The following is a 21,991-nucleotide window of genomic DNA, read 5'->3' as shown; positions in this document are numbered from 1 at the left end:
AATTAAGATGTTTTAGTTTGTGGTCTTGCACAGGTACGGCTTGTATTACGCTTGCGCGCCGCCTTCTTGCTTCTCAGCGACAGCTTTAACCGCAAGGGCGAAGTTGCGCACTGGAGCTTGGAGCACGCTGAGCAACATGGACAGAAGACCTTCGCGGGAAGGCAGTTCAGCCAATGCTTTGATTTGATTGAAGTCTACAACTTTGCCTTCAACCACGCCTGCTTTAACTTCCAATTTATCGTTCTTCTTAGCAAAATCCGTCAGGATTTTGGCAGGAGCGATAATGTCGTCTTTGCTGAATGCAATTGCGGTAGGACCGCTCAAGAACGAGTCCAGTTCCGTCAATTCTGCAGTTGCTGTCGCGCGGCGTACCAACGTATTTTTCAATACTTGGAACTCAATGCCGGCTTCACGCAATTGTTTACGAAGCTCAGTCACTTGAGCTACGTTCAAACCGCGGTAGTCCGCAACAATCGCGCAGGAGCTTGCTTTCAGTTTTTCGGATACTTCCGTCACCTGAGCCGCTTTTTGCTCAATGATTTTTGCGTTTGCCATTTTTGCACCTCCTACAAGTTTTCGTCAGAAAACTGCTTCGAAAGCATCTGCCAAGTTTTCGATAGAAAACCGTAACCGTCTTCCTAAGCATTCTCCTTGTAACCCGAAACTTATCGTAAACATCGTCCGCACTAGCCGAGCGTCTGTCGAAAACATCTTCGCCTGAAAACGAAAATGCCTTCGCAGACAACGCGAAGGCATGATGATTCCCATATTCACTAGCCGTAAAGCTTCGAATATCGAACGTTTATCATAACACCTCGGCAGGAGATTAAGCTTGGAGCATCCGAGCACCTGCTGTCTACGGTAAGCATATTCACTTGTTATTGAACCTAATTAGGTTAGCACGCCTGACCTTGAAAGTCAACTGGCAAGCTGTTCCTTATCGTTGGTTCGCTACGTTGATGCGAGCGCTCGGACCCATCGTCGAGGATACCGCGATGTTCTTCAGGTATACCCCTTTGGCAGCTGCCGGTTTCGCTCTGTTCAACGCGTCGATCAGGGCTTTGAAGTTTTCTGCGAGCTTCTCGGCGTCGAAGGAAACTTTCCCGATCGGAGCATGGATTTGTCCGGCTTTATCCAGACGGTATTCGATTTTACCAGCCTTGATTTCCTGAACGGCTTTCGCTACGTCAAACGTAACAGTGCCCGCTTTAGGGTTAGGCATCAAACCTTTACCACCCAAGATACGACCGAGTTTACCGACTTCACTCATCATGTCCGGCGTAGCTACGCAGACATCGAAGTCGAACCAACCTTGTTGGATTTTATTGATCATGTCTTGATCGCCTACGAAATCAGCGCCAGCCGCTTCCGCTTCTTTAGCTTTTTCGCCTTTTGCGAATACAAGAACACGTTTGGTTTTACCTGTACCGTGAGGCAATACAACCACGCCGCGAACAGCTTGGTCTTGTTTTCTCGGGTCTACGCCCAAGCGCACAGCCACTTCGACGGTTTCGTCGAATTTGGCTACCGCCGTCTTCTTAACCAACTCGATAGCTTCGAGCGGCTCATAGAACGTGTCGGCGTCGATCAACTTGGAAGCTTCCAAGTATTTTTTGCCGTGTTTAGCCACTTTGCAGTCCTCCTATGTGGTATTAGCGGAATATCCTCCCACTGGTTGAAGTTCTCCTCCGACGAGGAAAACTTAAGCATGGCAGCCTTCGATTAGTCCTCGATGACTACGCCCATGCTGCGAGCCGTACCTTCGATCATACGCATAGCAGCCTCGACGGATGCAGCGTTCAGGTCAGGCATTTTTTGCTCGGCGATTTCGCGCACTTGCGAGCGTTTTACGGTTGCGACTTTCTTCTTGTTCGGTTCGCCGGATCCTTTTTCGATCTTTGCAGCTACGCGCAAAAGAACGGCAGCCGGAGGCGTTTTTGTCTCGAACGTGAAAGAACGGTCTTCGAAAACCGTGATTACGACCGGAATGATCAAACCTGCTTGATCTGCGGTACGAGCGTTGAACTCTTTGCAGAACGCCATGATGTTAACGCCTGCTTGACCGAGTGCCGGACCGATCGGCGGCGCCGGATTCGCTTTACCTGCTGGAACTTGCAGTTTTACCATTTTGATAACTTTTTTTGCCATTGTGTGACACCTCCTCGTTCGTAGTATGACAGACGATCATGTTACAGCTTTTCCACCTGATGGTAGTCAAGCTCCAACGGCGTTTCCCTGCCAAACATATTGACGTGCACCTTCAGCTTGCTTTTGTCGACCAGAATTTCTTCCACGGACCCAACGAAGTTGGCGAACGGACCGACCTTCACGCGAACCGTCTCTTTCAGTTCGAAATCGATCTTCGGTTTCGGTTCTTCCATGCCCATATGCTTGAGAATCGACTCTACTTCTTCAGGAAGCAAAGCCGTCGGTTTCGAACCGGAACCGGTCGACCCGACAAAGCCGGTAACGCCAGGCGTATTGCGCACAACATACCAGGAATCGTCCGTTTGGATCATCTCCACCAGCACGTATCCCGGGTATACTTTACGCATTACGGTCTTTTTCTTACCGTCTTTGTTCACAAGCTCTTCTTCCATAGGCACGAGCACGCGAAAGATCTTGTCCTTCATGTCCATGGATTCCACACGTTTTTCTAAATTGGCCTTCACCTTGTTTTCATACCCGGAATAGGTATGTACGACGTACCATCTTTTTTCCATTCCCATTAGCGCCACCAATCAGCCTGAATTATTGAAACACGAGGCGAAGCAGCTCAGAAATCCCTAAGTCCAGAACGTAGAAGTACACCGTCACGAAGATGACCGTAAACAACACGACCAGCGTGTAACTAATCAGCTCTTTACGGCTGGGCCATTTCACTTTTTTCAACTCGGACCAAGCGTCCCCAAAAAAAGAAAACGTGCTGCCGAATCCCTGCTTCACTTTAGCTAAAAAGGACACAACTACACCTCCAAAAAACTAGCGAGTTTCGCGATGAGCCGTTTGTTCATTGCAAAATTTGCAATATTTCTTGAGCTCCATGCGGTCAGGATGGTTGCGCTTATTTTTGGAAGACGTATAGTTTCTCTGCTTGCAGTTTGTGCACGCTAACGTGATGATCACCCGCATGATGTACACCTCCTACGGACCAGCCTTTGATTTACAACCTTATGCGACCAGCAAAAAAACGCCTACTCGTTTTAAGGCTACCTGAACACTTTAGCACACGGCATACTTCATGTCAAGGAAAAAGGATTACACCTGTCATGCTCGTTATTACCAGTATGGACCGTCAACGGGGCTGTTAAACCACCCGCAGCGGTCAACGGCACAAAAAAGGGCACCTTCTCGGGTAGAGGAAAGGTGCCTACTTTATGCGTCGCGAACTTCCAAATATCTCTCCAATTTGCGTTTAACGCGCTGCAGGGCGTTGTCAATAGACTTGACATGGCGATCCAAATCTACAGCAATTTCTTGATAGGATCTTCCGTCCAAATACAGCATCAGCACTTTGCGCTCGAGATCGCTCAAAATCTCGCCCATCTTGTCTTCCAGACCGCTGAATTCCTCTTGATTAATAATCAGTTCTTCCGGATCGGATACGCGGGAACCGCAAATGACATCCAGCAACGTTCGATCTGAATCTTCATCGTAGATCGGCTTGTCCAAGGAAACGTAAGAGTTAAGTGGGATATGCTTCTGGCGGGTGGCTGTCTTGATAGCCGTGATGATCTGACGGGTAATGCAGAGCTCGGCAAATGCTTTGAAAGAGGCAAGCTTATCGCCGCGGAAGTCGCGAATGGACTTGTACAGCCCGATCATGCCTTCCTGTACGATATCTTCTCGATCGGCTCCGATCAAAAAATAAGATCGTGCCTTGGCGCGTACGAAGTTTCGATACTTGTTAATCAAGTATTCCAGCGCATCGCTATCGCCTTCGCGGACCGCTTCGACTACATCTTCGTCTGCCTTGAGGTCGTATTCGTACATTCTCAATTCTTTGAAGTCGACACTCACCACAATCCCTCCGGCCTGCGCTTGAAAGATAGGATTAGTATACATTATGTAACCTAACATCGTCAATAAAATTCGCGCTAGCAAAAGCTTCAAAGCCCACGGCCTTACGCTATTTTATCGCTCACGCCGCCAATCCTCGAGCCGTTTGCGCTGCTCGTCGCTTAAGCGGCTGTCGAACGTATTTCGCTTGGTTTCGGCCTCATCCTTGATCTTACGCCGGATTTCCTGACGCGCAAGGCGAACCTTCACCAGCAGCTCGCTGGCCGGAACCCGGTAGGCTCCCTTGCCGAAGATGACGTGCTGCTCGGTCATATCCGAAGTCGCTACATAAATCTGCTTACGCCGCCCGATATGGGTGACCACTAATCTTTCAATCAGCTCGTCCGCCGTTTCTTTCTCTTTCGTAAAATAGATGGGGAGCTTGCTCTGTGTGTATTTACCGCCCAGCCCGGGTACAAAGTAAGCATCAAAGACGAGAATGACCTTCATCCCGGAGTACGACTGGTATTCCGCCATGATCTGAATCAACCGGTCCCGCGCTTCTTCGAGCCGGATTTCCTTCAGCTTCTGCAGCTCCGGCCACGCTCCGATAATGTTGTACCCGTCCACAATCAAAATTTCTTGGATCATGCCGACCACCCGCCGAGATCAAACCGGCTGTGGCCGCTCACTGTGCCGCAAGCCGTTGGCGCACCACTTCGTACATAAAGACGGAAGCGGCAACCGACGCGTTCAGTGAATTGATTTGACCGAACATCGGCAGCTGCAGAAGAAAGTCGCACTTTTCCCGAATGAGCCGGCCAATGCCTTTGCCCTCGTTGCCGATCACGATCGCCAGCGGCAAATTTAAGTTCGTCTGGTAAAGCGGAGCCTTGGCGCCCACGTCCGCACCGGCGATCCAGACGCCCTGCTGCTTCAACTGCTCGATCGTCTGCGCCAAGTTCGTGACCCGCGCAACCGGCACGTATTCAACGGCGCCGGCCGATGTCTTGGAGACGGTCGCTGTCAATCCGACGGACCGCCGCTTCGGAATAATCACGCCATGTACGCCCGTGCAGTCGGCCGTCCGCAGAATCGAACCGAGATTGTGCGGATCTTCGATTTCGTCCAAAATGAGCAGGAACGGCGTCTCATTCTTCTCCGCCGCGCGCGCAAGCAAATCCTCGACGTCTACGTAGTCGTACGCAGCCACCTGCGCGACGACGCCCTGATGCTGAATGTCCCCGGCCATTTGATCCAGCTTCCGCTTATCGGCGAACTGGACGATAACCCCTTGCTGCTTAGCCTCCGCGATGATCGGCTGCGTCAGCTGTTTTTGCGCCTGCTCGGCCACCCATATTTTATTGATCGTGCGGCCGGAACGCAGCGCTTCCAACACGGAATGCTTGCCCCCAATGATTTCTTCCATGCAGGTCGTCCTCTCGTTATAGTTTAGATTTCTTGAGTTCAGCTTCTTCTTCCCGCTCCAACGACAAGTTCAGCAAGAACAGCAGCCGTTCCCAACGGCGCATGTAATATAAATAACCGATCAAGCATTCGAACGCGGTGCTGTGCCGGTATTCGAGCACGTCCGCGTTCTTCGCCTTCGTAGCGGACTTGGCGTTGCGGCCGCGCTTCACGATGTCCGTCTCCTCCTCCGTCAACAGAGGAAGCCACCGCGTTAACGATTTGGCCTGCGCTTTGGCCGATACGTACCGAGTCGCGAGCCGATGCAAATGATTCGGCTTGTGGTTCGTTTGCGACACCACATATTGCCGGATAAACACCTCGTACACGGCGTCTCCCATGTACGCGAGCACCAGAGGGTTCAACAGCCGCGGCTCGCGGGCCGGCGGAAACGCAAACAGGTTAACGCCGAATGGATCCGGTTCCGGTCCTGGATCACGTTTCGATTCAGTGTTACTTCTCGATTCACTTCCAACTTCAGGCTTCAACTCGTCTCGTCCATTCCCCGTCATTTGCGCCGCCAACGAATGCCCTGAGCCGTATCTTCCAGCACGATGCCGCGTTCAGTCAATAGATCGCGAATTTCATCCGCACGAGCCCAGTTCTTGCTTTTGCGGGCTTCGGTACGGTCGGCGATCAGCTGCTCGATTTCTTCGTCAAGCAAATCGTCCGCTTCGGGCGCCAGAATGCCGAGCACATCGTCCATCGCCGCAAACTGCTGCAGCAAAAGCTCCAGCGTAGCCGCATTCACTTCCTCGCGGTTAGCGTAAGGGTTGGCCACATTGACTAATTCGAATACGGCGGTAATCGCATCCGGCGTATTGAAGTCGTCGTTCATTTTCGCTTCGAATTGCGCCTTCACGTCCTGAACCGCTACTGCAATCGCGGGATCCGCTGCAGCGGGAGCGCCCCCCGTTTCCGCCGCTGCGGATTTCAGGCGATGCTTCAGCGCGGAGATACAGTTTTCAATGCGGGCTAAGCTGCCTTTGGCCTGCTCCACGGCCTCGTCGCTGAAATTGAGCGGGTTGCGGTAATGGCCCGACAGCATGAAATAACGAATGACTTGCGCGGGAATCGTCTTCAAGAGCTGGTGTACGGTTATGCCGTTGCCGAGCGATTTCGACATTTTCTCATTATTGATATTGACGAACCCGTTATGCATCCAGTAATTAGCCATCTGATGCCCGGTTAAACCTTCGGATTGCGCGATTTCGCATTCGTGGTGCGGGAATGTCAAATCCTGTCCCCCGCCGTGAATATCGATCGTCTCGCCCAAATATTTGCGAACCATGGCGGAACACTCGATGTGCCACCCGGGGCGGCCGTCGCCCCAAGGGCTCGACCAGCTGATTTCACCGGGCTTCGCCGCTTTCCAGAGCACGAAATCTTGCGGGTTCTCTTTGCGCTGATCGACATCGACACGGATACCGAACTGCAGTTCGTCGAGATTTTGCTGCGACAGCTTGCCGTATTCCGCAAACTTCGACGTGCGGAAGAATACGTCGCCTCCCGCTTCATAGGCAAGCCCTTTGGCTTCAAGGCCCGAGATGAACGCGATAATCTCGCCCATATTTTGGGTCACTCGCGGATGCACGGTCGCTTCACGAACGCCGAGCCCTTTCGTATCTTCATAATACTTTTGCACGAACAAGTCGGCTACTTCAGGAACCGTCGTTCCCATTTCTGCCGCCTTCTTAATCAGCTTATCGTCCACATCCGTAAAATTAACGACATACTTCACGTTGTACCCGATCGATTCGAGATATCGACGCACCACGTCGAAGAAGATGACCGGCCGTGCATTGCCGATATGAATATAGTCGTAAACCGTCGGCCCGCATACGTACATGTTTACTTGTCCCGCTGTGAGCGGCTTAAACTCATCCTTGTTGCGGGTTAACGTATTGTAAATCTTAAGCGTCATGAGATTCGCTTCCTCCGTTCTTTCGTTCCGATTCCAGGTGCGTCACTTTCGTTTTCAGTTCATCGACCTGCTCCTGCAGTTGGCGGAACATCTCGATGACCGGATCCGGCAAATTGTTGTGCTCCAGCCGTCCGACGCGCACCCCGTCCCGCTTCACGATCCGTCCCGGGATGCCGACCACCGTACTGTTCGGCGGCACTTCCGACAGCACGACCGCGTTCGAGCCGATCCTTGAATTTTCTCCGACCGTGAAGGAGCCCAGAACCTTGGCTCCGGCCGAGATGACGACATTGTTACCGAGTGTCGGATGCCGTTTGCCCTTCTCTTTCCCCGTACCCCCGAGCGTCACCCCGTGATACAGCAGCACGTCGTCCCCGATCTCGCACGTTTCCCCGATCACCACACCCATGCCGTGGTCGATGAAAAACCTTCTGCCGATCTTCGCCCCCGGATGAATCTCTATGCCTGTCATGAAGCGGCTGACTTGAGAAATGATTCGTGCGATCGTAAACCAGCGCTTCTTATAAAACCAATGCCCCACCCGGTGCGCCCATAGCGCATGCAAACCGGAGTAAGTAAATACAACCTCGAACCAGCCTCGCGCGGCAGGGTCATTCTCAAATATCGTATCGATGTCTTCTTTCATTCTGCTGAACATAGCTGGGACCCCACTTCCCCTGAACCTTGATAAAATGCCGCGATAACAAAAAACCCCTGCAGCCCGATTCGGCTGCAGAGGCGTTGTTCTTCGCGGTTCCACTCTGCTTGGTTGAACGAACCCGCAGCTTCGCGCGGCCCGTCACTCCCATCTTCATCGTTCGTATCGTGAACGCTACGGTAAAAACTACCCTGATGAGCGACAGCGGATAACCCTGGTCTCCGCTGAAAGTCAGATCGTCTTTACGGCTCCCGGGTGCACTTCCGCCGAATAAGGAATGGACAACTCGCAGCCGGCCGTCTAAGCCGGTCGTCCTCTCTGGGAATCCTCATATCTGCGTACTTTCCCGTTCGTCGCCGTTGGCATATGGTATTGTTTAAGATGTTAGCAGAAAACTAGACGCATTACAATAACTTCTTCAGACGTGCAAGCACGGTATCCCGGCCCAGAAGACGGATCGTCATATTCAGGTCCGGACCGTGCATTTGGCCGGTCAAAGCGACGCGGATCGTCATAAAGAGAGGTTTGCCTTTATAGCCGGTTTCCGTCTGGACCGCTTTGACCAAGGCTTTAATCGTGTCCACACTGAAGTCAGATGCGCCTTCCACCTGCTTCTGGAAGCTGCCGAGCACGATCGGGGCGTGTTCTTCGGCGAGCATAGCCTTCGCCTCGTCATCCAGCTGCACGTCCTCGCGGAAGAACAGCTCGGAGACCGGTACGATTTCCGCCGCGTACCGAAGTTGATCCTGATACAGCCCCACCAACGCGCGGACCCACTCGGTCTGTTCGTCGCTCAGCGTCGCAGGCAACCGTCCGGCCTGCTGCAGATGCGGCAGCGCAAGCGTTACGATTCTCTCCGGATCGGCTTTTTTAATATATAAATTATTCATCCAGTTAAGCTTATCCATATCGAACACGGCCGGGCTTTTGGACACACGGTCCAAGTCGAACTGGGCAATCAGCTCGTCCTTGCTGAAAATTTCCTCTTCGCCTTTCGGGGACCAGCCCAACAGCGCGATAAAGTTCATCACCGCTTCCGGCAGGTAGCCGAGCGCTTTGTACTGCTCGATGAATTGAATGATCGACTCGTCGCGCTTGCTCATTTTCTTGCGGTCCTGGTTCAGAATGAGCGATAAATGCGCGAATTCCGGCGTCGGAAGTCCAAGCGCTTCGTACATCATAATTTGACGCGGCGTATTCGTCAGATGCTCCTCGCCGCGGATGACGAGCGTGATTTTCATCAAGTGATCGTCCAGGATCACGGCAAAGTTATAGGTCGGAATCCCGTCCGGGCGGACGATAATAAAGTCGCCGATACCCGCGGACTCGAACTCGACATGCTCCCGGATGCGATCTTCGAACGCAATCACTTTATTGGCCGGCACGCGAAAACGGATGGACGGCTTGCGCCCTTCGGCCCGGTAAGCTTCCGCTTGCTCCGCTGTCAAGTGACGGCATTTGCCCGAATACATCGGCGTATGGCCGGCCGCTTCCTGCTCGGCGCGCTCCGCCTCCAGCTCGGCCTCCGTACAGAAGCAAGGATAGGCGTTCCCTTCGCGCAGCAGCTGCTCCACGAACGGTTGATACAGATCGAGCCGTTCGGTCTGCCGGTAAGGCCCGTACGGTCCGCCGATGTCGACGCTCTCGTCCCAATCGATGCCGAGCCAGCGCAGGCCTTCCAACTGACTATCCACACCGGACTCCACGTGCCGACTCTGATCGGTATCCTCGAAGCGTATAATGAACTGCCCCTCATGCTTGCGGGCATATAAATAGTCGAACAATGCGGTACGGGCGCCCCCGATATGTAAATGTCCGGTCGGACTCGGCGCATACCTTACGCGAATATTTGCCATGACCCCATTCTCCTTCCGTCTCCCTTGAAACTAATACTCGTTATGATAGCACACCTTGAACCAGACAGACAATCGCCTGCGCGGCGATGCCTTCCCCTCGTCCGGTAAAGCCGAGCTGCTCGGTGGTCGTCGCCTTGACGTTCACCTGCGACGCTTCCGCGCCGAGCGCAGCGGCAATCCGTTCCACCATAGCCGGAATGTATGGAGCCATCTTCGGCTTCTGCGCGATGATCGTACAATCCGCGTTGCCGAGCCGATACCCCGCTTCCGTCGCCAGCTTCCATATGTGCAGCAGCAGCTTGTAGCTGTCCGCATCCTTGAATTCCGCATCCGTATCCGGAAAATGCTTGCCGATATCCCCCATCGCCAGAGCGCCGAGAATAGCGTCGCTTAACGCATGCAGCAGCACATCCGCATCGGAATGACCGAGCAGTCCTTTCTCATAAGGAATTTCGACGCCTCCGATGATGCATTTGCGGCCCTCGACCAATTGGTGCACATCAAACCCTTGCCCTACGCGAATCATTGGCTTCCCTCTCCCCTGACGTTTCGTAGTATCCACGCCGCCCAAGGCAAATCCTCCGGCGTCGTAATCTTAATGTTATAATAATCACTTTCGACAACCGATACCTGCCGCCCGAGCCGTTCCACCAGCATCGCGTCGTCCGTACCCGTGAAGCCTTCTTCTCGCGCTTTCGCATGCGCCTCCAACAGCAAGGCAAGACGAAAAGCTTGCGGGGTTTGAATCGCCCACAAGCTGCTGCGGTCCGGCGTCGCCTCTATGACGCCTTCTCTGTTCACGATTTTGATCGTATCCTTCACCGGTACGGCAAGCACCGCCGCTTCCGTCAATTCGGCTTGCCGCAAGCAAGCCCGAACATGCGTTTCCGCTGCAAACGGGCGCACGCCATCGTGAACGAGCACCCATTCGACGCGGTCCCCCAGCGCCGACAGCCCTTGACAGACGGAATCCTGGCGTTCCTTCCCGCCTGCGAGGATTGCGGTTACTTTAGAGAGACCGTATGCCCTCACATAAGACCGGCAGCGGTCTACATCGCCCGCTCCCGTCACCAGCACGATTTCGTCCACGAACGGCATCCGATCGAACGCCGATAATGTATGAACCAGAATCGGCTTGTCGTCTAACTGCAAATATTGTTTGCTTTCCCGCGTGCCCATGCGCGTACCTTTACCGGCCGCCACAATGACGACGCCAACGCCTGTGTTCAAACCGTCCACCTGCCCAAACCGTCTGGCGTTTTCCTCGCAGCCCGCATTCTCGCTTCATCTGCTTACCCCGGAAAAACGCATCCTCTCTATCATAACGCTTTAGAGCGCTTTTTCCAATAGTTTCGGTTTGGCGAAAATCATCCGGCCTGCCGACGTCTGCAGCACGCTTGTCACCAGCACATCCAGCGTCGTTCCGATAAAATCGCGTCCGCCTTCCACGACAATCATCGTGCCGTCATCCAAATAAGCGACGCCTTGACCGTGCTCTTTACCGTCCTTAATCACCTGAACGAGAATCTCCTCGCCCGGCAGCACGACCGGCTTGACCGCATTGGCCAAGTCGTTAATGTTCAGCACCGAGACGCCCTGAAGCTCGCACACCTTATTCAGGTTGAAATCGTTCGTAATCACTTTGCCCTGCAGCACTTTCGCCAGCTTCACCAGCTTGCTGTCCACTTCGGAGATTTCTTCGAAGTCTCCTTCATAGATCAATACCTTAACGTCGAGCTCCTTTTGAATTTTGTTCAAAATATCAAGCCCTCGGCGTCCCCGGTTGCGCTTCAGCAAATCGGAGGAATCGGCAATATGCTGCAGTTCCTCCAGTACGAATTCGGGTATGACCAACGTCCCCTCAATAAAACCGGTCTTGCAGATGTCGGCGATTCGCCCATCGATGATGACGCTCGTATCTAAAATTTTGTGTTCCTCAAAACCTTTCACTTCACCAGGGGCCCGGCGTGTCCGATCCCCGGCGCGCTTTTCCAGCATAGCCACGAGCTCTTCTTTTTTGACCGTCCCCAGCCTATAGCCGGCGTACGCCAGCACGCCGATACACAGCATATGCAAGAGCGGATTGGAAAAGCCCGAGCGCTCAAGCGGCTGCAAGATCAGCGAAGACACGAGCAGTCCTACGCCCATACCGGTCGTACCGGCTAACAAATCGGTAACCGGCACGTGAGCGACACGCTCTTCTCCGCTGCGGATCATCCGCAGCAAATATGCGAGCGTCCATCCGCTTACGGAATAAAACACAAGCGCGCCGATCGCGAACATCCAAACGGCTTGTCCTTGGATCGTTTCTATCCCGATGACTGATGCTATGACTTCAAAAAAAGGTTTACCTAACGTATCACTCCACCCGTTCCCCAATGCTCCCCCGACGACGGCAAACAAGAGCTGGAACCATTTTTTCATCATAGTCTTCACCTCCATAAAATCCTATTTTGCATTCTAGTTACAATTATGAACCAAAAGCTCTCTGCCTAATCGTAGCCTAGGTAAGAAAATGCAAAAAAGCATTTATTTCCCTTTCGGAAAATAAATGCTTTTCATTTTCGCTTTGTTCCGTTTAGATGGCCGTGGTCTTGGACTCCGGCTCATCTACCGCTTTTTTTCGTTTGCGGCGGAGGAAGAAGAAGACTCGATCAACGTTTTTTTTTAGCCCGTACAGCGCATATAACAGCAGCGGTACGAAGATCATCTTGGATAAGGTACCCGGGAATTGAATCGCCAGGACGACGGCGGCAATCACGACGACCGGCGTAATCCAAATCGCCGCTTTCGGGATACCGATTTTCTTAAAGTTCGGATACTTCACGGTGCTGATCATTAAATAGGACAAGAGCAGCGTCGACAACGCAAGCACGATCGTATTCAGTTCTTGGTGAAACAGCGCAAGCGTACACAGAACGCCGCCTGCAGCTGGAATCGGCAAGCCGATAAAGTAACCCGGCGTTCCGGCAACTACATTGAAGCGAGCGAGACGCAAAGCCCCGCAAATGGGGAAGATGGCGGTGACGATCCAAGCGGCAGCTGCATTCAGCTCCGTGAAAGCGACGACATACATAATGAATGCCGGGGCAACGCCGAACGAGATGACATCGGACAACGAATCCAGTTCTTTGCCGAATTCGCTTTGCGCATTAAGCGCCCTTGCTACGCGACCGTCCAAACCGTCAAGCAGCATCGCCACGATCACCATGATAGCCGCAAGCTCAGGTTTATTGTTAAATACGGAGATAATCGCGATAATACCCAGAAAAAGATTCCCAATCGTGAACAGGTTCGGGAGAGATTTTGCTATCATGTATTTGATCCACCTCTGGTTTTACTGTGCCCCAATACCAATATGTATATGAGGCCACCTTATGATTGTATGCAAGTTAGATATGTCTGTCAATGAGTACCTGATCTTGGATACGCTTCAAGCCTTCTTTTATGGTCCGGGCCCGCACTTCGCCGATCCCGTCCACTTCATCCAGCTCATCGATGGTCGCCATCATAAGGTGCGGAAGCTGCCGGAAGCGTTCAATCAGATTATTGATGATAATCGACGGCAGCCGAGGAATTTTGTTCAACACGCGGTAGCCGCGCGGCGACACGATTTCTTCCGCGCCGGCGGAAATATGCGGATAGCCGAGCAATCTTGAGATCTGCGCATGATCGAGAATTTCATCGCTGGCAAGCCGTTTCAACTGTGCGAACACGTCCCTGACCTTCTCTTCGTTGCATTCCTTAATATAATCTTTGACGAGCAAATAAGCCTCGCGTTCTGTATTGCCTACCAATTCCTCGAGCTGCATGCTGATCAAACGCCCCTCGTTGCCGAGTTCGTTGATATATCGATTAATCTCCGCTTTAATCCGCAGCACCATTTCAATCCGTTGGATGACGCTGGTGACGTCGTGCAGCGTAACGAGCTCCTCGAATTCGGAAGCTCCCAGATTCGTCATATCCTGATCGAGCACAGACTTATATTTCTCAAGCGTTTGGATCGCCTGGTTGGCCTTCGTTAGTATGACGCCGATGTCCTTCAACGCATACCGAAGATTTCCTTGGTACAACGTAATGACATTACGCCGCTGGGAAATGGACACGACGAGCTTCGAGGTTTGCTTCGCTACCCGTTCGGCCGTACGATGCCGGATCCCGGTTTCCGAAGAGGAAATCGAGGAATCGGGGATAAGCTGCGTGTTGGCATACAAAATACGTTTCAAGTCCTCGCTGAGAATGATCGCGCCATCCATTTTAGCCAATTCATATAAATAATTCGGGGAAAAATCACAGTTAATGGAAAATCCCCCATCCACAATTTCCATGACCTCCGGACTGTAGCCGACTACGATCAACCCGCCCGTTTTGGCGCGCAGCACATTCTCGAGTCCGTCCCGAAACGGGGTGCCCGGCGACACCAGTTGCAATAATTGGCTCATTACGTCGCGTTTTAGATCTTCCTTGCTCAAAGATGTCCCTCCTGACGACTAAACTAAAGCGGCGGACAGCGCTTCCGCAACGGTCTGCACGCCAATGATTTCGATCCCCTTCGGGGGTGTCCAACCTTTTAAACTTTTCTGAGGCATAATGACCCGTTTGAAGCCAAGCTTCTGAGCTTCACGGACGCGCTGATCGACGCGGGACACGCCGCGCACTTCCCCGGTCAATCCCACTTCACCGAATACAACATCGAACGGCTGGGTAGGCTGATCGCGAAAACTTGATGCGATGCTGACGGCAACCGCCAAATCGACGGCCGGCTCATCCAGCTTCACCCCGCCCGCCACGTTCAGATATGCGTCTTGATTTTGGAGAAACATGCCCATCCGCTTCTCCAGTACGGCTATAATTAACGAGAGCCGGTTGTGATCATATCCGGTCGCCATACGCCTCGGGGACGGAAAGTTCGTCGTTGAAATCAACGCCTGCAGCTCCACAAGCACAGGCCGGGTCCCCTCCATGCTGGCGACGACCGTCGAGCCGGCAACGCCGAGCGGGCGCTCGGACAAGAACAGCTCGGACGGATTGTCGACTTCGACCAACCCGCTTTCGCGCATTTCGAAAATCCCGATTTCGTTCGTCGAGCCGAATCGATTCTTAACGGCCCGAAGCACCCGGTATGAATGATGCCGCTCTCCTTCAAAATACAGAACGCAATCGACCATATGTTCGAGGAGACGAGGCCCAGCGATAGCCCCTTCCTTAGTAACATGGCCAACAAGTACGGTTGCGATACCTTTAACCTTGGCGATCCGCATAAAATGCCCGGTGCACTCGCGAACTTGGGAGACGCTTCCCGGTGCTGACGCCACGGCCGGATGGTACACGGTCTGAATCGAATCGATAACGATAAAATCGGGCTGCACCTCTTCGATCGCCGCCTCGATAAATTCCACATTCGTCTCGCTCAGCACGAACAGAAGGGGCGATACCGCCTGCAGGCGATCCGCGCGCAGCTTGGTCTGCCGTACCGATTCCTCGCCCGAGATGTACAGCACCTTTAACATCTGCGCCGTGAGCTCATGCGAGGTTTGAAGCAGCAGCGTCGATTTCCCGATACCCGGATCGCCTCCGACCAAAATTAACGAGCCCGGCACCAAGCCTCCGCCGAGCACCCGGTTCAACTCCTTGTTCCGCGTGACAATCCTGGCTTCTTCACTGCTTTCTATGTCTATGATCGAAATCGCTTTTTCTTTCTTATTGGTAATCGAAGTGTGCGAGCCCCTGCTCTTGCTGACCGTCTCCACTTCTTCGACGAACGTATTCCATGCTTCACAGCCAGGACACTTGCCCAGCCATTTCGGCGATTCATACCCGCATTGCTGGCAATAAAATTTCGTTTTCGTTTTGCTCATATTTCTTCTCCCGACTTAAGTTCCATTACAAAGTTTACCATGCCTAAGAATCCTTGAAAACCCTTATAGCCTTGTCAGGCAAAATAAAAAAAGCTTTCGTCCAAAGCTGTATGCAAATAAAGAAAAAACCCGCTGCCGGTATACCCGACAGCGGGAAAATCTGTTTCCTAGGCTTCCGTGCCTACGCTTTGATTTCGTTGAACGACAAGTTCGCCATCCTTCTCATCAATCGTTAATGTATCGCCTTTCGAGATGTTTCCGCGAAGCAGCTCTTCGGACAAGCGGTCCTCGATATGCTTCTGAATGGCCCGGCGCAGCGGTCTGGCTCCAAAGCTCGGATCGAAGCCCTCTTTAGCCAAGAACGCCTTCGCGGAGTCCGTCAGCACGAAGTCGACGTCCTGCTCCTTAAGACGTTTACGCAGCTCGTCGGCCATCAAGGTTACGATTTGCGCGATATGCGTTTCGTCGAGCGAATGGAAGACGATGATTTCGTCGATCCGGTTCAAGAATTCCGGACGGAAGCTTTTCTTCAGCTCGCCCATCACTTTGTCTTTCATGTTATTGTAGTCTCTGCCCGCATCGTGCGCCGCGGTAAAGCCCAGCGTCGAATTTTTCTTAATGACGTCCGCGCCGACGTTGGAGGTCATAATAATCAACGTATTGCGGAAGTCGACCGTACGGCCTTTGGAATCGGTCAGACGGCCGTCCTCGAGCACTTGAAGCAGGATGTTGAACACTTCCGGGTGCGCCTTCTCGATCTCGTCGAGCAGGACAACCGAGTACGGCTTGCGGCGGACCTTCTCGGTCAACTGGCCGCCTTCCTCATAACCGACATATCCCGGAGGCGCGCCGACCAGACGGGATGTCGAGTGCTTCTCCATGTACTCGGACATGTCGATCCGGATTACCGCGTTCTCGTCGCCGAAGAGGGACTCGGCCAGCGCACGCGCCAGCTCTGTTTTCCCGACCCCGGTCGGGCCAAGGAAGATGAACGAGCCCATCGGGCGTTTCGGGTCTTTCAGACCGGCTCTCGCACGGCGGATCGCACGGCTGACGGCTTTCACCGCTTCGTCTTGACCGATAACGCGGTCATGCAGAATCGATTCCATTTTGAGCAGGCGTTCCGTTTCCTCTTCGGCCAATTTGACTACCGGGATGCCGGTCCAGCTGGCGACCACCTGTGCAATATCCTCCGGCGTTACCTCGGAATCGGTGCGGCCTTGCTTCTCTTTCCACTCGTTCTTCGTGGAATCGAGCTCTTCGCGCAGCTTTTGCTCGGTATCGCGGAGGGATGCCGCCTTCTCGAACTCTTGGCTTTGCACCGCAGCATCCTTCTCTTTGCGGATATCCTCGAGCCTATTTTCCATATTTTTCAAATCCGGCGGTACCGTGTATGAGCGAAGTCTTACTTTGGAGCTCGCTTCGTCAATCAAGTCGATTGCTTTGTCCGGTAAGAACCGGTCCGTAATGTAACGATCGGACAGTTTGACCGCTTGCTCAATGGCTTCGTCCGTAATTTTCACGCGGTGATGCGCTTCATAGCGATCGCGCAAACCGTGCAGGATTTGGATCGCTTCTTCCGGCGACGGCTGATCGACCGTAATCGGCTGGAAGCGTCTTTCAAGCGCCGCGTCCTTCTCGATATATTTGCGATACTCGTCAAGCGTCGTCGCGCCGATGCATTGCAGCTCGCCGCGAGCCAGCGCCGGCTTCAGGATGTTGGAAGCGTCGATCGCGCCTTCTGCACCTCCTGCGCCGATGAGCGTATGCAGCTCGTCGATGAACAGAATGATGTTCCCGGCTTGACGAATTTCGTCCATGATTTTTTTAAGGCGATCTTCAAATTCACCGCGGTATTTCGTTCCGGCCACCACCGAACCCATGTCAAGGGTCATGACGCGTTTGTCTCGCAGTGTCTCCGGAATTTCATTAGCCACTATTTTTTGCGCGAGGCCTTCGGCAATCGCCGTTTTACCCACCCCGGGCTCCCCGATCAAGACCGGGTTGTTCTTGGTCCGGCGGCTCAGCACTTGGATGACGCGCTCAATCTCTTTGCTCCGGCCGATAACCGGATCCAGATTGCCTTCCTTCGCGTAAGCCGTCAAATCACGCGCTAGGCCATCCAGCGTCGGCGTATTCACGTTAACGGGATTGCCGTGGCTCGGCGATACGACCTCGCTGCTGCCCAGCAGCTGCAGCACTTGCTGACGCGCCTTGTTAAGGCTGACGCCGAGGTTGTTAAGCACGCGCGCCGCCACGCCCTCGCCTTCGCGAATCAGGCCGAGCAGAATGTGTTCGGTGCCGACATACGTATGGCCGAGTTTGCGGGCTTCGTCCATCGACAGCTCAATTACCTTTTTCGCACGAGGCGTGTAGGCGATATTGGTAGGTTGTTCTTGACCGCGGCCGATGAGCGATTCGACTTCGTCTTGAATTTTCTCCAGGCCGAGGCCGAGCGCGATCAAAGCTTTAGCCGCGATCCCTTCGCCTTCGCGAATCAGTCCGAGTAAAATATGCTCGGTTCCGATATTGTTATGACCCAATCGGACTGCTTCCTCTTGAGCCAAAGAGAGCACTTTCTGCGCACGTTCCGTAAATCTGCCAAACATCATGAGTAACACCTCCAAGATTGGTATACATTTTATTTATGCTGCGTTATCCACAAGACGAGGCTTATCCTGATGTCAGCGAGCTTCATCCGATTCGGACATTTTATCCCGGATCAGCTGCGCTCTTCTAATGTCTCTTTCTTCAGGCGATAGCTTTTCTCCTGCTGTTTGCTGCAAAAAACCTGGTTGCGTCATCACCAGCAGTTCATTCAGAGCCTGAGGAGACACTTTCTTGATAAAGCCCATATCAATGCCTAGCCGCACATCTGAAAGCCGCTGGGCCGCTTCCTTGGAATCCATAATAGCCGCATACGATAAAATTCCGAAAGAACGGCTTACCCGGTCGAGCAGCTTCGCTCTGCTTTCTTGCGCCAGCTTTTGGCGTGCCGCCCGTTCATGCTCAATGATTTGCCGGACGACACTGTGCAGGTTATCGATAATTTCTTCTTCCGATTGACCCAGCGTAATTTGATTCGAAATTTGGAATAAATTGCCCAGTGCCTCGCTGCCTTCCCCGTACAGTCCTCTCACCGCCAGCCCCACCTGTGTGATGGCCGACAAAATCCGGTTAATTTGCTGCGTTAGCACAAGCGCCGGCAAATGAATCATGACCGAGGCTCGAATGCCGGTTCCCACGTTAGTCGGACAGCTTGTCATGTAGCCCCGTTTCTCATCAAACGCGTACTCCAGATGGCTTTCGAACAAATCGTCGATCTGATTCGCCAAGTCCCACGCTTCCTTAATCTGAAAACCGGGGCACAAGCATTGTATTCGAAGATGGTCCTCTTCATTCACCATGATGCTGATCGATTCGTTGTCGGACAAAATGACCGCGCCGTTCCGCGACTCGTTAGCGAGCGCCGGACTGATCAAGTGTTTCTCCACGAGCACCCTTCGCTTCAACTCATCCAATTCGGACAACGGGAGCAGCGTAAACCGGCTGATCGTATCGAGTTCTTCGTTCCCAAGCACTTCGGATACTTTATCGAGCACTTCCTTGGATTGTTGGTTCGTCGCCAGCATAGGGAACGGGTACGCTCTCACGTTGCGGGCGATACGGATTCGGCTGCTGATGACGATATCCGAGTCCGGGCCATCTCCCTTCATCCAATCGCTTAACGCATTTTCCGTAAAGCGGTGCACTTCCGCCATTAGGAATCCTCCTCTCTATCGTCCATCGTTTAAGCTTCTGATATTTTTCGTTCCAATTCCCGAATTTGATCTCGGATCTTTGCCGCTTGCTCAAATTCTTCTTTCTCAATGCGCACAAGCAGTTCTTTCTTCAGCGAGTCGATTTCGCGTTTATATTGAATTAACCCGCCTGATCGTTTCGGAACCTTGCCCGTGTGCACAATATTGCCGTGAACCCGCTTGAACAACGGATCCAGTTTCTCTGTAAAATGCTTGTAACACTCGCTGCAGCCGAATCTTCCGACTTTGCTGAACTGACTGTACGTCAAGCCGCAGTGTTCGCAGCGTGTAGGTTGAATTTTAGAAGCAGACGCATTGTGCGAAGACGGCTCGAAATCAAGAAGCCCGCTCAGCAGGTTGTGGATTGAAAATCCGTTCGGAGTGCCCGGAATGAGCTCCCCCTTCTCTCTGGCGCATGTTTCGCAAATGTGAAATTCGGTTTTCTCGCCATTCAGTATTTTCGTAAAGTGAAGCGTCGCTTGTTTCTTTCCGCATTCCTGACAGATCAAGACGGCCCCTCCTTCAGTTCATGAATTGAAGGTTAATTATTTGCCCAGCAGCGATATCAGCATCGCTTTCAACAGCTTGGCGCGAATTTCGTCCCGCAGCGGCAGCTTTAAGGCCAACACTTCACGGGCCATCGCCGCTTTCATCAAGCATGCTTCCCGCCGGGTAATGTACTTGCCTTCCTCGAGTTGATACAAGAGCCCTTCAGATGCGGTCTGGTCGATGTGCGTGCCTATATTCTGGAAAATAAAGTCGAGCACCGTACCCTGCGAATGCAGCCCGATTTTCTGAATGCGTATGTACCCTCCGCCGCCGCGCTTGCTTTCGACAACGTAACCTTTCTCCAAGGTAAAGCGGGTACTGATCACATAATTGATTTGCGATGGAACGCAATTGAATTGATCGGCCAGTTCATTGCGCTGGATCTCGACCACGCCGTCGGGGCTCTGCTGCAAAATTTGCTTCAGATACTGTTCAATGACTTCTGAAACATTGCGCATCCATTTGACCTCCACGACTAAAGTTGAAGAAAACGTCAAAGGTTTAGTCTTGTTTCTGACTTTGACTTTCTTTGACTTTAAAAACATTATAGCAGATTTACACAAGAATGCAACTATTCCCTAACGCCTTAAACCTCATGCGCTGATGCATATTCTGACCTCATTTCGGACCTCATCGATCTACAGTTATTATGTTTAAATTCAGTGGGATTATGTTTTCATTATTTACATGGCTCTCCACGATATACATCAAGGACTCAAATCGGCTATCCACATCTATTTCCGTCATCTGATTACCAGGGTGGTTCAACCTTCGATCCCCCCTCAGCAATACCCAGACTATGGGAAATCAACCACTACACCCCCTCGGCACCTTTAGCGGATAACACATATCCGTTCCAGACGGTGGCACAATACAGTGTATGAACGGCGTGGCAGCTTTGTCTACGTTGCTAATCTGACCGTAAGGAGTGAACCTATTTTGAAACGGATCTGCTACTTCGTCCTCACTGTGGCACTGGCCCTGGTTAGCCAGTTCTCGATCTCAGCCATTCCAGCCTATGCTGACGGACCCTATCATTTCGGATTTAAAAAAAGCGTAAACGGCCAGTTACCCTCCATCGATGAAGAAGGCTTTAAATCATTGCTGCAAAAATATGAAGCGATCTTCACCGGAGATACTTCCCAAAAAGAATTATATTTAACTTTTGATAACGGCTATGAGAATGGGTATACGTCCCGAATTCTGGACGTGCTGAAACAAAAGCAGGTGCCCGCCATTTTCTTTGTCACAGGCCACTACGTCACAAGTCAACCCGAGCTGCTGAAGCGGATGGTGCAAGAAGGTCATCTGATCGGTAATCATTCTTGGCATCATCCCGACATGAGTCAAATTTCTGCGGACCGCATTCGTGAGGAATTAACGAAGGTCAAGACAGAGGTTACCGCCGTAACAGGGCAACAGGAAATGCGATATTTACGTACCCCACGGGGTATATTTAACGAACGGACGTTGGATGTAAGCAAACAGCTCGGCTATATCAACGTATTCTGGTCGATCGCCTACAAGGATTGGGACACGAAGGATCAGAGAGGGGCGAAATACGCCTATGATAAAGTAACTTCGCAGCTTCATCCTGGAGCGGTTATCTTGCTTCATTCGATTTCCAAAGATAACACGGATGCGTTGGCCAGCATTATCGATGAAGCGCGTCGGCAAGGTTATGTGTTCAAAAGTTTGGGGGAAATGAGTGTTCGAACGCCTTAAGCAAGACAAAGAGCCAGCGAGAACGGGGCTGTATTACGCTCATGCTGGCTCTTTGTTTTTTTATTCATAGCTGAATCATGATGCGTGATCTCCGCTATTTGCGGTAAAATAAATAAAAGCCCGGTTGGATAAACTCCAAACGGACTTTTATGGAT

General features: G+C 52.4%; 24 protein-coding genes and 1 other annotated feature. Of the genes, 1 reads left to right on the top strand and 23 read right to left on the bottom strand.

The genetic code is table 11. The features are described from left to right. Nucleotides 1-45 precede the first annotated feature (45 nt). The 23 genes from rplJ to FKP33_RS19200 form a co-directional block, all read right to left on the bottom strand. Nucleotides 46-555, bottom strand: a complete 510-nt coding sequence (rplJ, locus tag FKP33_RS19310; protein WP_054797079.1) for a 50S ribosomal protein L10 — start codon at nt 553-555, stop codon at nt 46-48. Between the two features lie 160 nt (nt 556-715). Beyond that, nucleotides 716-880: a sequence feature (ribosomal protein L10 leader region), on the bottom strand. Between the two features lie 57 nt (nt 881-937). After that, complete coding sequence (rplA, locus tag FKP33_RS19305; protein WP_141336117.1) at nt 938-1,630, bottom strand: 50S ribosomal protein L1; 693 nt, start codon at nt 1,628-1,630, stop codon at nt 938-940. A 92-nt stretch (nt 1,631-1,722) separates the two neighbouring features. Beyond that, complete coding sequence (gene rplK / locus FKP33_RS19300) at nt 1,723-2,148, bottom strand: 50S ribosomal protein L11 (protein ID WP_127608811.1); 426 nt, start codon at nt 2,146-2,148, stop codon at nt 1,723-1,725. Nucleotides 2,149-2,189: 41 nt separating this feature from the next. Then, nucleotides 2,190-2,723 (bottom strand): transcription termination/antitermination protein NusG, encoded by a 534-nt coding sequence (gene nusG / locus FKP33_RS19295; RefSeq protein WP_127608810.1) that lies wholly within the window; start codon nt 2,721-2,723, stop codon nt 2,190-2,192. Nucleotides 2,724-2,751: 28 nt separating this feature from the next. Beyond that, entirely contained in the window at nt 2,752-2,964 is a 213-nt protein-coding gene (gene secE / locus FKP33_RS19290) for a preprotein translocase subunit SecE (RefSeq protein WP_127608809.1), read from the bottom strand. An 18-nt stretch (nt 2,965-2,982) separates the two neighbouring features. After that, the gene (rpmG, locus tag FKP33_RS19285) at nt 2,983-3,132 is read right to left on the bottom strand and encodes a 50S ribosomal protein L33 (protein WP_014372565.1); all 150 of its coding nucleotides are present in this window, start codon (nt 3,130-3,132) and stop codon (nt 2,983-2,985) included. Between the two features lie 243 nt (nt 3,133-3,375). Next, nucleotides 3,376-4,020, bottom strand: coding sequence for an RNA polymerase sporulation sigma factor SigH (sigH, locus tag FKP33_RS19280; RefSeq protein WP_127608808.1), 645 nt, complete (start codon nt 4,018-4,020; stop codon nt 3,376-3,378). A 114-nt stretch (nt 4,021-4,134) separates the two neighbouring features. Then, entirely contained in the window at nt 4,135-4,650 is a 516-nt protein-coding gene (locus tag FKP33_RS19275; protein ID WP_054797077.1) for an NYN domain-containing protein, read from the bottom strand. A 37-nt stretch (nt 4,651-4,687) separates the two neighbouring features. After that, a complete protein-coding gene (gene rlmB, locus FKP33_RS19270) occupies nt 4,688-5,428 on the bottom strand; it encodes a 23S rRNA (guanosine(2251)-2'-O)-methyltransferase RlmB (RefSeq protein WP_054797076.1) in 741 nt (246 codons plus the stop codon). A gap of 16 nt (nt 5,429-5,444) precedes the next feature. Further along, nucleotides 5,445-5,978, bottom strand: coding sequence for a Mini-ribonuclease 3 (locus FKP33_RS19265; RefSeq protein ID WP_127608807.1), 534 nt, complete (start codon nt 5,976-5,978; stop codon nt 5,445-5,447). Beyond that, entirely contained in the window at nt 5,975-7,390 is a 1,416-nt protein-coding gene (cysS, locus tag FKP33_RS19260) for a cysteine--tRNA ligase (RefSeq protein ID WP_141336116.1), read from the bottom strand. The genes FKP33_RS19265 and cysS overlap by 4 nt, the downstream gene beginning before the upstream one ends. Continuing rightward, nucleotides 7,380-8,048, bottom strand: coding sequence for a serine O-acetyltransferase (gene cysE, locus FKP33_RS19255; RefSeq protein WP_127608806.1), 669 nt, complete (start codon nt 8,046-8,048; stop codon nt 7,380-7,382). Before cysE ends, cysS begins: the two co-directional genes overlap by 11 nt. A gap of 404 nt (nt 8,049-8,452) precedes the next feature. Continuing rightward, nucleotides 8,453-9,904 carry a glutamate--tRNA ligase gene (gltX, locus tag FKP33_RS19250; protein ID WP_141336115.1) on the bottom strand — a complete coding sequence of 484 codons (1,452 nt, stop codon included), beginning with the start codon at nt 9,902-9,904 and terminating at the stop codon, nt 8,453-8,455. Between the two features lie 40 nt (nt 9,905-9,944). After that, the gene (gene ispF, locus FKP33_RS19245; protein ID WP_054797074.1) at nt 9,945-10,430 is read right to left on the bottom strand and encodes a 2-C-methyl-D-erythritol 2,4-cyclodiphosphate synthase; all 486 of its coding nucleotides are present in this window, start codon (nt 10,428-10,430) and stop codon (nt 9,945-9,947) included. Next, nucleotides 10,427-11,134 (bottom strand): 2-C-methyl-D-erythritol 4-phosphate cytidylyltransferase, encoded by a 708-nt coding sequence (gene ispD / locus FKP33_RS19240; protein WP_141336124.1) that lies wholly within the window; start codon nt 11,132-11,134, stop codon nt 10,427-10,429. Before ispD ends, ispF begins: the two co-directional genes overlap by 4 nt. 99 nt (nt 11,135-11,233) lie before the next feature. Next, a complete protein-coding gene (locus tag FKP33_RS19235) occupies nt 11,234-12,331 on the bottom strand; it encodes a PIN/TRAM domain-containing protein (RefSeq protein WP_141336114.1) in 1,098 nt (365 codons plus the stop codon). Between the two features lie 151 nt (nt 12,332-12,482). After that, nucleotides 12,483-13,220 (bottom strand): CDP-diacylglycerol--serine O-phosphatidyltransferase, encoded by a 738-nt coding sequence (pssA, locus tag FKP33_RS19230; protein ID WP_127608802.1) that lies wholly within the window; start codon nt 13,218-13,220, stop codon nt 12,483-12,485. A 76-nt stretch (nt 13,221-13,296) separates the two neighbouring features. After that, nucleotides 13,297-14,346, bottom strand: coding sequence for a DNA integrity scanning diadenylate cyclase DisA (gene disA / locus FKP33_RS19225; protein WP_054799679.1), 1,050 nt, complete (start codon nt 14,344-14,346; stop codon nt 13,297-13,299). A gap of 48 nt (nt 14,347-14,394) precedes the next feature. Beyond that, nucleotides 14,395-15,762, bottom strand: coding sequence for a DNA repair protein RadA (gene radA, locus FKP33_RS19220; protein ID WP_054797073.1), 1,368 nt, complete (start codon nt 15,760-15,762; stop codon nt 14,395-14,397). A 167-nt stretch (nt 15,763-15,929) separates the two neighbouring features. Beyond that, nucleotides 15,930-18,374 carry an ATP-dependent protease ATP-binding subunit ClpC gene (gene clpC, locus FKP33_RS19215; protein ID WP_127608801.1) on the bottom strand — a complete coding sequence of 815 codons (2,445 nt, stop codon included), beginning with the start codon at nt 18,372-18,374 and terminating at the stop codon, nt 15,930-15,932. Between the two features lie 72 nt (nt 18,375-18,446). Further along, nucleotides 18,447-19,523 (bottom strand): protein-arginine kinase McsB, encoded by a 1,077-nt coding sequence (mcsB, locus tag FKP33_RS19210; protein ID WP_054797072.1) that lies wholly within the window; start codon nt 19,521-19,523, stop codon nt 18,447-18,449. A gap of 29 nt (nt 19,524-19,552) precedes the next feature. Beyond that, nucleotides 19,553-20,071 (bottom strand): protein-arginine kinase activator protein McsA, encoded by a 519-nt coding sequence (gene mcsA, locus FKP33_RS19205; protein ID WP_127608800.1) that lies wholly within the window; start codon nt 20,069-20,071, stop codon nt 19,553-19,555. Nucleotides 20,072-20,107: 36 nt separating this feature from the next. Then, a complete protein-coding gene (locus FKP33_RS19200) occupies nt 20,108-20,569 on the bottom strand; it encodes a CtsR family transcriptional regulator (RefSeq protein WP_054797071.1) in 462 nt (153 codons plus the stop codon). A 511-nt stretch (nt 20,570-21,080) separates the two neighbouring features. On the opposite strand from FKP33_RS19200, the gene pdaA reads away from it, so the two are divergent. Next, the gene (gene pdaA, locus FKP33_RS19195) at nt 21,081-21,836 is read left to right on the top strand and encodes a delta-lactam-biosynthetic de-N-acetylase (protein WP_236595711.1); all 756 of its coding nucleotides are present in this window, start codon (nt 21,081-21,083) and stop codon (nt 21,834-21,836) included. Nucleotides 21,837-21,991: the final 155 nt, after the last annotated feature.

This window comes from Paenibacillus sp. tmac-D7, assembly GCF_006519665.1.
GTDB lineage: Bacteria > Bacillota > Bacilli > Paenibacillales > NBRC-103111 > Paenibacillus_G > Paenibacillus_G validus.
This window is presented reverse-complemented; position numbering and strand designations above follow the sequence as displayed.